Origin of the sequence: Streptomyces sp. NPDC101181 (assembly GCF_044767975.1) — a bacterium.
GTDB lineage: Bacteria > Actinomycetota > Actinomycetes > Streptomycetales > Streptomycetaceae > Streptomyces.
Genome location: NZ_JBIWOX010000013.1, coordinates 185,848 through 200,393, shown reverse-complemented (window position 1 = coordinate 200,393; position 14,546 = coordinate 185,848). Strand labels below are relative to the sequence as shown.

Genomic DNA, 14,546 nt, shown 5'->3' with positions numbered 1-14,546 from the left:
ATCCCACAGCAGATCAGCCACCCCGCCATGCTGCCCCGGCTCACCGACTCGACGCACTCCCGTTTCCCTTGACCAAAGACATAGGGGCACCCCCCCAATCGGCCGCCCGGTATGCCCGTAGGGGCGTTCGGCCAGTGCACGGCGCCCCGATGAGGCGGTCCCGCGACACCTTACGGGTCAGGACAAGATCCTGAAGCCCGGGCCCGAGGCAGCGTCTTGTCGATCATGTGTCGAGCTGGATGAGGGTGCTGGCGAGGGTGATGGCGACGAGGTAGCGGTCGGGGCGTTTGTCGTAGCGGGTGGCGGTGCCGCGCCATCGTTAGAGGTGGTGGAAGCAGCGTCCGACGACGTTGCGGCGCCGGTAGACGGCTTTGTCGAATCCGCAGGGCCGCTCCCGGCGGCGTGTGCGTCCGGCGAGTTGGTCGGCGCATTCGGAGATGGTGGTCGTGAGGCCGCGTCGGCGGAGGTCGGCGCGGAAGGTGCGGAGCGAGTAGCCCTTGTCGCCGGTGACGTGGTCGGGCCGGGGCCGGAGTCTTCACGGACCCGGCCGATCACGCGAATCAGGTCGATGACGGTTTCGGCCTGGGTGCGGCCGCTGCGGTTGCCGCCGGTGACCAGGGAGGCCACTGACGGTGGTCCCGCCGACCTGCCACGTGCCCGGCCAGGCGGCGGCAGCGGTTCGGACACCGCCCACGCGGCGTCAGACGTCTCCCCGTCCCTCCTGCCCGGACCGATGATCCGGCGACCGGAAGGACGCCCCCTAGCGGCCTATCTGCTTGCGGTTGATCCTGCGGAGCCTGCGTCGCTGAGACGGGTCCAGCAGCAGATAGCCCGCCACGGGAATCCCGATCACGACCAGCAGAGCCCACCAGAATCCGATCAGGGGCCACAGGATGACCGCCGCGACCACTCCGCCGACAGCGACCTTCGCACCATTAGTCATGGTCCACGCCTCCTTCGCGGCCGACGCCGCTTCTGCTCTGTGAACGCCCTCGCGCGTCCTTCCGTTCCCCGCCGTGGCCCTCTGAGCGACGGCCGTGGCAGGTCTCATCGCAGCGGCTCGCCGACATCGCGCAGGTGTGCCAGCGCCTGGCGGTAGGAGTCGGTCAGCCCGGTCTCCGCGTACGGCATGCCGATGCTCGCGCAGTGCGCCTTGACCAGCGGTCGGGCCAGCCGGAGATGAGGGCGCGGCATGCTCGGGAAGAGGTGGTGCTCGATCTGGTGGTTCAGCCCGCCCAGGAGCCAGTCGGTCAGGACCGTGCCCCGGACGTTGCGCGAGGTCAGGACCTGCCGCTGGAGATGCCCCCAGCGCTCCCCGTCGGGGTCGGGCATCTCCATGCCCTTGTGGTTCGGGGCGAAGGCCAGACCCAGGTGGAGGCCGAACACCGCGTGCAGCAGCAGCGCGAAGACGATCGCGCGGCCCGGGGACAGGGTGCTGAGCAGCAGCCCCGCGTACAGGACGACGTGCGTGACCAGCAGCAGGGCCGCGAGGGTCCGCTCCCGGCTCTGCTGGCAGCGCAGGTACGCGAATCCGTAGATCTTCAGGGCGATGCCTTCGAGGAGCAGCATCGGGAAGAACAGCCGGGCCTGGTTGCAGGTGAGCCACCGGGCAAATCCCTCACGTCGCGCCGCCTGTTTCCGGGTCCAGACCAGGGCGCCGACGCCGACGTCGGGGTCCTTGTCGACGTGATTGGGGTTGGCGTGGTGCCGGGCGTGCTTGTCGTTCCACCAGGCCTCGTTCATACCGAGGAGCAGATTGGCGTGGACGAGGCCGATCCACTTGTTCGTCCTGCGGTCACCGGATATCTGCGCGTGCCCCGCGTCATGGGCGATGAACGCCGTACGGGCCCACAGGAGCGCCAGCGGCGGGACGAGGAGCAGGCTCCACCAGGTGTCCCCCAGCAGGACCAGGGAGGTGACCACCGCCCCGAGGGCGGCCAGGTTGGCGGCGATTCCGAACGCGTACCGGCCGGTGCGGCGCTCCAGCAGCCCCTGGCTCTTCACCGCACGCAACAGGGGGGCGAAGTCGCTTCCGGGGAGGGAGGGGGCCGGGTGGTCCGGAGGGGCTGCGGATGCCGAGGGGTCCGAGAGGGCTGGTGGGGCCGAGGGACCCGAGGGGGCGGGTCCACCACCGGGAGGGCCGGGGCTCTGGGAGCGGTGGGGGCCGCTGTCACCTGCGGGGTCCGTGACGGTGGCTGTCGCCTGGGACATGGCGTCTCCGGTCTCTGGAAACCTCTGCTCTGACCTCATAGAACGTACGGATCAAGAGCATCTGGCAGCCATGGCGTCACCCCCCTGGTTCTCCAGGGGGGTGACGCCATGGCGAGGGGTGGGGCTGACTCCCCCACCGAAGCCGGACCACCAGCAGGGAGTGACGCGGGTCACGCAAAAGGTCAGCCCGCCGGAGAACGGATGGGAGTACCCTCGGCGGCCTCGCCCACTAGTCAAGTTTGAGGAATTCGGCATTCTTGTGCACAGGCATCCCGCGACCACACCCTTCGAGATCGCCGAACTGTCCCGCTGCTCAGCGGTCTTCCTCCCCGGGGATCCGGCCCGCACGGGTCGGGTCGCGTTCTGGAACCCGGACGGCGACAGTCTCCCCGACGTCTCCGGAATCGCTCCCGGAACCACTTCCGGACTCGCCGCGGAGCCGGACGTCCAGGATCTGGTCGTGGTCGGGCCCGACCTGCGTCACCACACCGTCCCGGCTCTGCGCCTGCCCGTACGCGACGCGCTGCCGGTACTGACGCGGGCGCGCACCGACGCCCAGGCGTCCCCGTCCGTCGCCTTCTGGGGCGCCGCCGGGCTGCTCGCCCTCCAGTTCGTCGCCCGCGGGCTGCTGCTGCCGGGGCTGAGCCCGACCGACCACGCGGCGTGGCGGATCGGCCCGCTGAGCGCCGACGGCATCGCGCGGCTCCGGGAGCTGGCCGCGTCCATGCCCCCGAGCGCGCACGCGACCCCGCTCCCGGGCGGGGCGGGTCGTCAGGGCCCGGCCGGCTCCGGCGACGCACCGCGGTTGCCCGAACCGGAGTGGCTGCTTCGGGCGTACCTCGACGCCGTGGCCGACACGATGCCCCGTACGCCCGCCGCCGGGTTCGTCGCCGCAGGCCCCGCGTTCGCGTCCGCCGAGCCGCTGCGGCTGCCCGAGGGCCGTGCCTGGGCGGCCGATGTGGCGGCCGGTCACGACGCGGGCGTACGGCTTTCGTTGCGCGTCGAGGTCTCGGGAGTGGCAGCCGACGGGAGCGCACCGGAATCCTGGCCGGACCACGGGGACGGCGGGCAGGCTCCGGCGTTCCGCGCCGTGTTGCAGATCCACAGCGTCAGCGACCCCTCACTGGTGGCGGACGCGGCCGACGTGTGGGTCGGCGGCTCACGGGAAGCCGCCGCGTTCGGGCCGCGGGCCCGGATGGACGCCCTGCTCACCCTGCGGCGCGCCGCGCGCGCCTGGCCTCCGCTGGCACCGCTGCTCTCCGCCGCCGTACCGGACTCGGTGGAACCCGCCGACGAGGAGATCACCGAGCTGCTGGGCTCCGCCGCGCGAGCGCTGGCCGCCGCCGGGGTGCAGGTCCACTGGCCCAAGCAGCTCGCCCGGGAACTGACCGCGCGCGCGGTGATCGGTCCGGAGGGCCCGCACGCCGACGACCCCGGCTTCCCCGGCCCTGACTTCTCCGGTCAGGAGGACGACGGCACGCAGGACGGCCGAAGGGGCCGCGTCACTGCGGACACGCCCTCCTTCCTGTCCGCGGACGCGCTCCTGGCGTTCGACTGGCGGTTCGCCCTGGGCGACCAGCAGCTGACCCGGCGGGAGCTGGACCGGCTCGCCGAGTCGAGCAGACCCATCGTCCGGCTGCGCGGCCAATGGGTGCTCGTCGACCCCGAGACGGCGCGCCGTGCCAGGGAGACCCAGGACCGCAAGGTCACTCCGATCGACGCGTTGAGCGCGGCGCTGACGGGTTCCACCGAGGTGGACGGCCGTCGCGTGGAGGTGGAGGCCACCGGCTGGCTGCGGCGGTTGCGTGACCGGCTGGCCGACCCGGAGTCCGCCGGGCGCCAGGCGATCGGTCAGCCCGACGCGCTCGCCGCGACGCTGCGCGACTACCAGCTGCGCGGGCTGAACTGGCTCGACACCATGACCTCGCTGGGCCTCGGGGCCTGCCTCGCCGACGACATGGGACTGGGCAAGACCATCACGCTCATCGCCCTGCATCTGCGCCGCGGGCAGGACCGGGACACGGCCGGGCCGACGCTCGTGGTGTGCCCGGCCTCGCTCATGGGCAACTGGCAGCGGGAGATCGAGAGGTTCGCCCCGGGCACCCCCGTCCGCCGGTTCCACGGCGCGGCGCGCTCCCTGGAGGGGGTGGTGGACGGCGAGTTCGTGCTGACGACGTACGGGACGATGCGGCTCGACGCACCACGCCTGGCCGGGACCGCCTGGGGGCTGCTCGTCATCGACGAGGCGCAGCACGTGAAGAACCCGCACTCGGCGACGGCCAGGCAGCTGCGGACCATCTCCACCCGGGCCCGGGTCGCCCTCACCGGCACCCCGGTGGAGAACAACCTGTCGGAGCTATGGGCGATCCTCGACTGGACGACCCCTGGGCTGCTCGGAAGGCTTGGCACCTTCCGCAGCCGGTACGCCGCCGCAGTCGAGGGAGGCGAGGACCCCGGCACCGCGGAGCGGCTGGCCGCGCTGGTCGGCCCGTTCCTGCTGCGGCGGCGCAAGACCGACCCGGGGATCGCGCCCGAGCTGCCGCCCAAGACGGAGACCGACCGGGCGGTGTCGCTGACGGCGGAACAGGCCGGCCTGTACGAGGCGGTGGTGCGCGAGACGCTGGCGGAGATCTCCGGCGCGGACGGCTTCGAGCGGCGCGGGCTCGTGATGAAGCTGCTCACGGCGCTGAAGCAGATCTGCAACCACCCCGCGCAGTACCTCAAGGAGGAGCGCCCGAGGATCACGGGCCGATCGGGGAAGGTCGAGCTGCTGGACGAACTCCTGGACACGATCCTGGCCGAGCGGGGGTCGGTGCTGGTGTTCACGCAGTACGTGCGGATGGCCCGGCTGCTGGAGGAGCACCTGGCCGCCCGCGGGGTGCGTACGCAGTTCCTGCACGGCGGTACGCCGGTGGCGCGGCGCGAGGAGATGGTCGACCGCTTCCAGGCGGGCGAGGCGCCGGTGTTCCTGCTGTCGCTGAAGGCGGCGGGGACCGGGCTCAACCTGACCCGGGCCGGTCACGTCGTGCACTTCGACCGCTGGTGGAATCCGGCGGTCGAGGCGCAGGCGACGGACCGCGCGTACCGGATCGGGCAGACCCAGCCCGTACAGGTCCACCGGCTGATCGCCGAGGGCACGATCGAGGACCGCATCGCCGGGATGCTCGCCCGCAAACAGGGTCTCGCCGAAGCGGTGCTCGGCGCGGGCGAGGCGGCGCTGACCGAACTGACCGACGCGGAACTGGCCGACTTGGTCGAGCTGCGAGGGGGCGCACGATGAACGGCACCGGATACGACGACGGACACAACGACGACGAATACGGGTACGGCGACAACGGGTACGGGTACGGCGACGACGGCGGATACGACGACGCGTACGCCGACCGTCCCGAGGAGCACGCCGGGAGCTCCCCGGAGGGGCGTGGCGGGCCGGAGCGTACGTTCGGGGCTCTGCCGCCCGCGCCGGGCCGGGGCTTCGCCACCTCCTGGTGGGGTCTGGCGTGGCTGAAGGCCCTGGAGGACGCGGCGCTCGACGGTGAGCAGCTCAAGCGGGGGCGGCGGCTGGCGCGGGAGGGCCGGGTCGGGGCGGTCTCCGTGCGACCGGGCCGGATCACGGCGGTGGTGCGGGACCGCGACGGCACGGCCCACCGCAGCGATGTGCTGCTCCAGCAGCTCGGCGAGGGCGCGTGGGACCGATTCCTGGACATGGCCGTGGACCGGGCCGGGCACATCGCGGCGCTGCTGGACCGGGAGATGCCGCCGCACCTGGTGGAGGACGCGGCGGGCGCGGGGGTCGAGTTGCTGCCCGGGATCGGCGACCTGGAGCCGGAGTGCTCCTGCGGCGCCTGGGACCACTGCCCGCATTCGGGCGCGCTGTGCTACCAGGTGGCGCGGCTGCTGGACGAGGACCCGTTCGTGCTGCTGTTGGTGCGCGGGCGCGACGAGCGGCGGCTGGTGGACGAACTCCAGGAACGGAGCACCGCCCGGGCAATGCGCGACGCGGACGGTGACGGTCCGCGGACCACCGACGACGCGGGCGGCGAGGCGCGTGGGGTCCTCGCCGGGGAGGCGTTCGCCGCCGCCGGGATCCTGCCCGCGCTCCCCGCTCCCCCGCCGGTGCCCGCCGAGGCGGGGACCGGGCCGTCGCTGGATCCGGAGACGGCCCCGCCGCCCGGGATCGACCCGGCCGCGCTGGAGGTGCTGGCGGCGGACAGCGCGGTACGGGCCCGCCGGATGCTGCTGGACGCGGTGGCTCCGGGGCACGGGGGCCAGCCGCTGCCGGTGGAGCTGACGGCGCGGCAGGACGCGGTGCGGCTGGCGGCGGATACCCGGCCGGAAGCGTGGATCGCCGCCCGACTGGCCTCGGGATCGGGCCGTCGGCGCGGAGAACTGGACACGGCGGTCGAGGCCTGGCGGTACGGCGGGGTCGCCGCGCTGACGGTGCTGGAGGAAGACCTGGAGCCCGGCGCGGAGTCCTTGGCCCGGGCCCGCGACCAGCTCGCCTCGGCCTGGGAGGCGGGCGAGCGGCCGGTACTGCGGGCCGGAGGACCATCCCGCTGGACGGTCGTGGGCGCGGACGTGCAGCTGCGCCTCGACCGTGACGGGCGGTGGTGGCCCTACCGCAAGGAGCGCGGCCGCTGGGTGCCCGCCGGGCCTTCGGACGACGATCCGGCGAGCGCGCTGGCGGGGGCGGGCATCGCGACGGGAACGGAGGAGGGCACGGGGGCGGAGAGGGGCACGGGGGCGGAGACGGGAGCGGGCTGACACATGCCCGCACGGTCACCGCACGCGTCGGGGCGGCGGTGGAGTACGAGCAGGTGCTCACCGGGCGGCGGACCTCGTCGTCCCGGTCTCTGGTCAGCCGTCTGCGTTCTGCGGTCTCTGGTCTCCGGCCTCCGTCTCCTCGACCACCCCGCCCACCCTCGACGGGCGGGGCAAGCCGGTGCGGGCCGCGCGGCCCGCAGCACCGGCCGGTGAAGGTCGCAGTCCCGACAGCCCGCCCGTGGGGGCCGCGTCCGTCCTCGACAGCCAGCGGTGCCGGGCCCGGCACCGCGCCGGGCCGGGGCAGCCCCCGCCGTCGGCGTCTCCACCGCCGCTGTCAGACGCCCGCCGCCGACAGGTCCCGGTGGATGGGCTCCGCTCCGCCGGTGAGGGGCCGGCCGGTGCCGCCGTGGCGGGCCGCGACGATCTCCGCCGCGATGGACAGGGCCGTCTCCTCCGGCGTACGGGCGCCGAGGTCCAGACCGATGGGTGAACGCAGCCGGTCCAGTTCGTCCTCGCCCAGGCCCGCTTCGCGCAGCAGCCGGGTCCGTTCCTCGTGGGTACGGCGTGAACCCATCGCACCGACGAACGCCAAGGGCATGCGCAGAGCCCGGGTCAGCAGGGGGACGTCGAACCGGGCCTCGTGCGTGAGCACGCACAGCACCGTGCGGCCGTCGGTCGGGGTCTGCCGCAGATAGCGGTGCGGCCAGTCGACGACCACCTCGTCGGCCTCGGGGAAGCGGGCGCGGGTGGCGAAGACGGGGCGGGCGTCGCACACCGTCACATGGTGGCCGAGGAACTTCCCCGCCCGTACCAGCGCGGCGGCGAAGTCGACGGCGCCGAAGACGATCATCCGGGGCGGCGGTGTGCTGCTCTCGACGAGCAGGGTGAGCCCGCCGGGGCAGTGCGAACCGTCCTCGGAGAGTTCCACGGTGCCGTTGCGCCCGGCGTCCAGCAGGGCCCGTGCCTCGGCGACCGCGAGGCGGTCCACGGCGGGGTGGCCGCCGAGACCGCCCTCCCGCGTCCCGTCGGCCCGCACGAGCAGGGAGCGCCCCAGGAGCTGGTCCGGGCCGCCGACGACCCGGACGAGGGCGGCGGCGACGCCGGACGTCGCGGCGGAGACGGCACTGCGCAGCACCGCCCGGTCCGGCGAGCCGGCCCGGACCGGTGTGACCATCACGTCGATTTCCCCGCCGCAGGTCAGCCCGACCGCGAAGGCGTCCTCGTCGCTGTAGCCGAAGCGTTCGCGGACGGTCCCGCCGTCCTGGAGGGCGGCCGTGCACAGTTCGTAGACGGCGCCCTCCACGCAGCCGCCGGAGACCGATCCGATCGCCGTGCCCGCGCTGTCGACGGCGAGGGCGGCGCCGAGTCCGCGCGGGGCGCTGCCGCCGGTGGAGACGACGGTGCCGACGGCGAACTCCCGCCCCTCCGCCATCCACCTGTCCAGCTCAGCGGCGATGTCAAGCATCCGCCGCTCCCCCGTCCGCCGGGGTCCGGGCCGCCTGGGTCGGGGCCGCCGTGAGAATCCGGTCGGGCCGGATCGGCAGCTGCCGGTGGCGTACGCCGGTCGCGTGCCAGACGGCGTTGGCGACGGCGGCCGCGGCGCCCACGATGCCGACCTCGCCGATGCCCTTGATGCCGACCGGGTCGTCCGGGTCGTGGTCGTCCACCCAGTCGGCCTCGATGTCCGGGACATCCGCGTGGGTGGCCACGTGATACCCGGCGAGGTCGGGGGCGTAGTGGCCGCCGGAGTTACGGTCGCGGACGGCCTCCTCGTGCAGGGCCATGGAGATGCCCCAGGTCATGCCGCCGACGAGTTGGTTGCGGGCGGTGAGCGGGTTGACGATGCGGCCCGCGGCGAAGATGCCCAGCATGCGGCGCACCCGGACCTCGCCGGTCGCGGTGTCGACGGCGACCTCGGCGAACTGGGCGCCGAAGGAGTGCCGTTCCTTCTGGGCGAGGGCGCCGAGCGCCTCCGTGGTGTCGGACCGCACCGTGATGCCCTCCGGGGGCAGGCTCGTGCCGAGGGCGAGCCTCTCGCGCAGCTCGGCGGCGGCCGCGGTGACCGCCCAGGCCCAGGAACGGGTGCCCATCGAGCCGCCCGCGATCATCGCGTGGCCGAAGTCGCTGTCGCCGATCCGGACCCGGACGCGCTCGGGTGTGGTCTCCAGGGCGTCGGCGGCGACCAGGGTGAGGGCGGTGCGGGCGCCGGTGCCGATGTCGGCGGCGGCGATCCGTACGGTGAAGGAACCGTCCGCCTCCGCCGTGACCAGGGCCGTGGAGGGGGCGGCTCCGGCGCCGAAGGACGCGGCGGCCGTACCGGTGCCGAGGAGCCAGCGGCCGTCGCGGCGCGCGCCGGGGCGCGGGTCGCGGTCGGCCCAGCCGAACCTGCGCGCGCCCTCGCGGAAGCAGGCCACCAGGTTGCGGCTGCTGAAGGGGAGTCCGGAGACCGGGCCGACCTCGGGTTCGTTGCGCAGGCGCAGCTCGACGGGGTCGATGCCGCAGCCCTCGGCGAGTTCGTCCAGGGCCGCCTCGATCGCGAACGACCCGGGAGCCTCGCCGGGCGCGCGCATCCAGGTCGGGGTCGGCACGTCGAGCCGGACGACGTGGTTGGCGGTGCGGTGGGCGTCGGCGTCGTACATCACCCGGGCGACGCCCGCGCTGGGCTCGACGAACTCGTACACGGTGGACGTCTGGTTCAGCGAGCGGTGCTCCAGGGCGCGGAGCCGTCCGTCGGCGTCGGCGCCGAGCCTGATCCGCTGCGTGGTGGGGCTGCGGTAGCCCGCCAGGGAGAACATCTGCCGACGGGTCATCACCACGCGCACCGGGCGCCGCAGGACGGTCGTGGCCATGACGGCGGAGACCTGGTGGGCCCGCAGCCCCTTGCTGCCGAAGCCGCCGCCGATGTGTTCGGAGCGTACGCGCACGGCGGAGGGGTCCAGCGAGAACATGGTGGCCAGCTCGCTCTGCACCCAGCTGGCGCCCTGGTTGGAGTCGACGATCTCCAGCCGTCCGTCGTCCCAGCGGGCGGTCGCCGCGTGCGGCTCCATCATGCTGTGGTGCTCTTCGGGGGTGGTGTACTCGGCGTCCACGACGACGGCGGACGCGGCAAGCTCGGTCTCCAGGTCCCCCTTGTCCGTCTCCGCGGGCATGTGGCCGTCGGCGCCGTAGGCGTCGGGGTGCCCGGCGACGAGGGCGGTGTCGTGCGGCTCCTCCTCGTACGTCACGACGAGCGCTTCGGCGGCCTCCCTGGCCTGCTCGGGCGTCTCGGCGACGACGAGCGCCACGGGCCAGCCCGCGTAGGGCACGTTGTCGCCCTGGAAGACGGCGGTCGTGGGGTCCGGGGGTACGCCGAGCAGGCCGACGTAGTCGGTGTTCAGCCGCGGGGCGTTGCCGTGGTGCAGGACGGTGAGGACGCCCGGCATGCCGAGCACCGGGGCGGTGTCGATGTCGCGGATCCGGCCGCGGGTGACCGTGGACACCACGAGCCAGCCGTGGGCCAGTTCGGCGAAGGGGATCTCCCCGGCGTACCGCGCGGCGCCGGTGACCTTCTCGCGGCCCTCGACGCGGGTGTGGGCGGAGCCGACGGAGCGCAGGCGCGCCGCCGAGGCCGGCGTGGTGGTGGTCATCGGCCGGTCCCTTCGGCGAGTTCGGTCAGGACGGAGACGACGAGGTTGCGCATGAGGGTCACCTTGTATCCGTTGCGCGGGAGCGGCCGAGCGGCGGCGAGTTCGGCGTCGGCCGCGGCGGCGAAGGTCTCCCCGTCGGCGGGCGCTCCGGTCAGGAGGGCTTCGGCGGCGCGGGCGCGCCAGGGCCGGGAGGCGACGGCTCCCAGGGCGAGCCGCGCGTCGCGGACGCGGCCGTCCTGGATGTCGAGCGCGGCGGCGACGGAGCCGATGGCGAAGGCGTACGAGGCGCGCTCGCGGACCTTGCGGTAGCGGGAGCGGGCGGCCACGGGCGCGGCCGGGAGGGTGACGTGGGTGATCAGCGCGCCGGGCGGGAGGGCGGTCTCCCGGTGCGGGCTGTCGCCGACGGGGACGTAGAGGTCGGTGACCGGGATCTCGCCGGGCCCGTCGAGGGTTTCGTACGCGACGACGGCGTCGAACGCCGTCAGGGCGACGCCCATGTCGGACGGGTGTACGGCGACACAGTGGTCGGAGGCGCCGAGGACGGCGTGGTTGTGGTGTTCGCCGTCGACGGCCGGGCAGCCGCTGCCGGGGACGCGTTTGTTGCAGGGTTTGCTGACGTCGGTGAAGTAGCCGCAGCGGGTGCGCTGGAGGAGGTTGCCGCCGACGGTGGCCATGTTGCGCAGCTGTCCGGACGCCCCGGCGAGGACGGCCTGGGTCAGCGCCGGGTAGCGGCGGCGGATCTCGGGGTGGGCGGCGAGGTCGCTGTTGGTGACGGTCGCGCCGATGCGCAGGCCGCCTCCGGGGGTGGACTCGATGCCGTCCAGGGGAAGGTCGCGGACGTCGACGAGGCGGCCGGGGCGTTCGACGCCGGTCTTCATCAGGTCGACGAGGTTGGTGCCGCCGCCGAGGAACCGGGCGTCGGGGTCGGCGGCCAGCAGGGTGACCGCCCCGGTCACGTCGTGGGCGCGGGCGTAGTCGAACTCCCTCATGCGGCGGCCTCCTTCCCGGTGGCGGTCCGCGCCCGGGCGTGGGCCTCGGCGGCGCGGCCGACCGCCTGGACGATGGAGACGTACGCGCCGCAGCGGCAGAGGTTGCCGCTCATCCGCTCGCGGATCTCCTCTGGCGTCAGGGGTGGTGGTCCGGCCTGGGGGTCCACGTCGTCCGTGACGGCACTGGGCCAGCCCGCGGCGTGTTCCTCGATGACGGCGAGGGCCGAGCAGATCTGTCCGGGCGTGCAGTAGCCGCACTGGTAGCCGTCGAGGTCGAGGAACGCCTGTTGGACGGGGTGGAGTTCGTCGCCCTCGGCCACGCCCTCGATGGTGGTGACCTCGCGTCCCTCGGCGGCGACCGCGAGGCTGAGGCAGGAGACGGCGCGGCGGTTGTCGACCAGGACGGTGCAGGCGCCGCACTGGCCCTGGTCGCAGCCCTTCTTGGTGCCGGTGAGGTCGAGCCGTTCGCGCAGGGCGTCGAGCAGCGTCGTGCGGTGGTCGACGGACAGGTGGTGCTTCTCGCCGTTGATGTTCAGGGTGATCGCGCTGGAGGTCGAGGAGGGCGCTGGAGCCATGATCAGCCTTCTCTGGTGTCGCGGATGGGGGGGAGGTGGCGGATGGCTGGGAACCGGGAGCCGAGGGCAGCCCGGGGGGAGAGACATGGGGGGCACAGGAGGAGCCCAGGGTGGTGACCGTCGGCCGATGGGCGGTAAGGTGTACCTAACCGGACACGTGTCCGCTCTCTTGAAAACGTAACGGACAGCTGTCCGGTTAACAAGAACGGGTTTCGGCCATGAACCCGTGAGGAGGACGTGTGCCCCAGCCGCCGAAGAACACTCCCCCGCGCAAGGACGCCCCTCTGCGGTCGGACGCGCAGCGCAACCGCGAGCGGATCCTGCGGGTGGCCACAGCGGAGCTGACCCGGTGCGCGGACGCTCCGCTCAGCGCGATCGCCAGGAAGGCGGGCGTGGGGCAGGGCACGTTCTACCGCAACTTCCCGCACCGGGAGGCCCTGGTCCTGGAGGTCTACCGCTACGAGATGCAGCAGGTGGCGGACGCGGCGGACGCGCTGCTCGACACCCACGAGCCGGGACAGGCCCTGCGCGAGTGGATGGACCGCCTCGCCCGGTTCGCCATGACCAAGGCCGGACTGGCGGACGCGATCCGGCTGGTCACCAGCGCGCCGGGCGGACCCGCCAGGCCCGGACCCACCCCGGTGCTGGACGCCGCCGGGGTGCTGCTGCGCGCCGGGGAGGAGGCCGGGGCCATCCGCTCCGGGGTGACCCCGGACGACTTCTTCCTCGCCATCGCGGGCCTGTGGCAGATCGATCCGCGGGAGGACTGGCAGCCGCAGGCCACCCGGCTCCTGGACCTCGTCATGGACGGCCTGCGCGCCGGGGCGCCCGGCCGCCGGGCCCCCTCTCCGGAACCCGGACCGGCGCGGTCCGCGAGGCCGTCACCGGACAACTGACCGAAACGTTGGTCTAGTCCAGGACCCCCCTGTCCCTCTATCCTCATCCGTGGCCAGCGACCCACCATCCCCCCACCCAGGTTGTGTGCTGGCTCGGGCGCCCCCACGCACGCTCCGCCCCGAGCAGCCGGGTGAACTCCCCCATGCCGCCCCCTTCAGGAGGCCACGGTGAACGTTCGCACCAGATGCTCAGCCGTCCTCGGCACCCTCTGCCTCGTCGCGTCCCTGGCCCTGGCCACGGCCTCGGCGGACGAGCCCGACGCCCCGCTCCAGCCGGTGTCGGCCGCCCTCACGGAGGTGGCCAGGGCGCAGAGCCCCACCGCCGGAGCCGCCGGTCCAGGCGACACCGTATGGATCGCCGAACGCGCCGGTACCGTACGGGTCCTGGACGGCCAGGAGCTGGGCGATCCCGTGCTCGACATCTCCGACGAGACCACCACCGACGGCGAACGCGGCCTGCTGGGCGTCGCGTTCGACCCGGAGTTCGCGCACTTCTACATCTCGTTCACCGATCTCGAAGGCACCAGCACGATCGACGAGTTCGCCGTGGCGGACGGCGCGATCCAGCCGGACACCCGGCGCACGGTCCTGACCCAGGAGCAGCCCTACCCGAACCACAACGGCGGGGACATCAAGTTCGGGCCCGACGGCTACCTCTACATCGCGCTGGGCGACGGCGGTTCGGGCGGTGACCCGCAGGGGAACGGCCAGAAGCTGGACACCCTGCTGGGGAAGATCCTGCGGATCGACCCGGCCGGCGGCAAGCCGTACGCGGTCCCGGCGGACAACCCCTTCGTGGACGACCCGGCCGCGAAGGACGAGATCTGGGCGTACGGGCTGCGCAACCCCTGGCGGTTCTCCTTCGACTCCGGCACCGGCGACCTCCTGATCGGGGACGTCGGCCAGAGCGAGTGGGAGGAGATCGACTGGGCCCCCGCGGACAGCCCCGGCGGCGAGAACTACGGCTGGGCCTCGATGGAGGGCAACCACCCCTTCCGCGGGGGGACTGAGCCCGCGAACCACGTGCCGCCGGTCCACGAGTACGACCGCAGCGGCCTGGGGTGCTCGGTGACGGGCGGCTTCGTCTACCGCGGCGACGCGCTCCCGCAGCTCCAGGGCTCCTACGTGTTCAGCGACTACTGCGACGGCACGGTCCGCACCCTGCGGATCGAGGACGGGAAGGTGACCGGCGAGGGCGACCTCGGGGTCAGCGGCGGCGAGGTCATCTCGTTCGTGCAGGACGGTGACGGCGAACTGTACGTCCTCAACATCGGCGGAGCGATCCTGCGCATCGACCCCGCGTAAGCGGATCATCTTCAGGTGAGCCGGGGCGGCACCGAGCGGTGCCGCCCCGGCTCACCCGTTTCCGTCTCCGGCCCGGATTCCAGGTCCGGACCATCATCGGGCCCCTCGCGCATTCGGGCATGACCCGGGCCCAGATTCGCCGGGAGCGGGCACGCCCGACCCCCGGAACAGCGGTTGTAG

At 73.5% G+C, this 14,546-nt stretch carries 9 protein-coding genes and 1 pseudogene; 4 read left to right on the top strand and 6 right to left on the bottom strand.

All coding sequences use genetic code 11. The annotated features are described in order from the left end of the window. Positions 1-760: 760 nt before the first annotated feature. Positions 761-943, bottom strand: a complete 183-nt coding sequence (locus ACIRRU_RS20645; protein WP_403682500.1) for a hypothetical protein — start codon at positions 941-943, stop codon at positions 761-763. A 104-nt stretch (positions 944-1,047) separates the two neighbouring features. Continuing rightward, positions 1,048-2,211, bottom strand: a complete 1,164-nt coding sequence (locus ACIRRU_RS20640; protein WP_403682498.1) for a fatty acid desaturase family protein — start codon at positions 2,209-2,211, stop codon at positions 1,048-1,050. 259 nt (positions 2,212-2,470) lie between these two features. Here ACIRRU_RS20640 and ACIRRU_RS20635 point away from each other — a divergent pair, with 259 nt between their 5' ends. Together ACIRRU_RS20635 and ACIRRU_RS20630 are read left to right on the top strand one after the other, a co-directional pair. Further along, positions 2,471-5,491, top strand: coding sequence for an SNF2-related protein (locus ACIRRU_RS20635; protein ID WP_403682495.1), 3,021 nt, complete (start codon positions 2,471-2,473; stop codon positions 5,489-5,491). Further along, the gene (locus ACIRRU_RS20630) at positions 5,488-6,975 is read left to right on the top strand and encodes an SWF or SNF family helicase (protein ID WP_403682492.1); all 1,488 of its coding nucleotides are present in this window, start codon (positions 5,488-5,490) and stop codon (positions 6,973-6,975) included. The genes ACIRRU_RS20635 and ACIRRU_RS20630 overlap by 4 nt, the downstream gene beginning before the upstream one ends. A 334-nt stretch (positions 6,976-7,309) precedes the next feature. On the opposite strand, the gene ACIRRU_RS20625 is transcribed toward ACIRRU_RS20630, so the two are convergent. Genes ACIRRU_RS20625 through ACIRRU_RS20610 form a run of 4 tightly spaced genes read right to left on the bottom strand, consistent with a single transcriptional unit; the run spans position 7,310 to position 12,165 of the window. Next, a complete protein-coding gene (locus tag ACIRRU_RS20625; RefSeq protein WP_403682490.1) occupies positions 7,310-8,440 on the bottom strand; it encodes an XdhC family protein in 1,131 nt (376 codons plus the stop codon). Further along, positions 8,433-10,601 (bottom strand): xanthine dehydrogenase family protein molybdopterin-binding subunit, encoded by a 2,169-nt coding sequence (locus tag ACIRRU_RS20620; protein WP_403682488.1) that lies wholly within the window; start codon positions 10,599-10,601, stop codon positions 8,433-8,435. The genes ACIRRU_RS20625 and ACIRRU_RS20620 overlap by 8 nt, the downstream gene beginning before the upstream one ends. Continuing rightward, on the bottom strand, positions 10,598-11,590 hold the full coding sequence (locus ACIRRU_RS20615) for an FAD binding domain-containing protein (protein WP_403682486.1): 993 nt from the start codon (positions 11,588-11,590) through the stop codon (positions 10,598-10,600). The genes ACIRRU_RS20620 and ACIRRU_RS20615 overlap by 4 nt, the downstream gene beginning before the upstream one ends. Next, positions 11,587-12,165 (bottom strand): (2Fe-2S)-binding protein, encoded by a 579-nt coding sequence (locus ACIRRU_RS20610; protein ID WP_403682484.1) that lies wholly within the window; start codon positions 12,163-12,165, stop codon positions 11,587-11,589. The genes ACIRRU_RS20615 and ACIRRU_RS20610 overlap by 4 nt, the downstream gene beginning before the upstream one ends. Before the next feature lie 239 nt (positions 12,166-12,404). Between ACIRRU_RS20610 and ACIRRU_RS20605 the strand changes: the two are divergent. Next, a pseudogene (locus ACIRRU_RS20605) lies at positions 12,405-13,001 on the top strand (TetR/AcrR family transcriptional regulator); the annotation flags it as partial. Positions 13,002-13,229: 228 nt separating this feature from the next. Beyond that, on the top strand, positions 13,230-14,366 hold the full coding sequence (locus ACIRRU_RS20600; RefSeq protein WP_403682481.1) for a PQQ-dependent sugar dehydrogenase: 1,137 nt from the start codon (positions 13,230-13,232) through the stop codon (positions 14,364-14,366). Positions 14,367-14,546 lie beyond the last annotated feature (180 nt).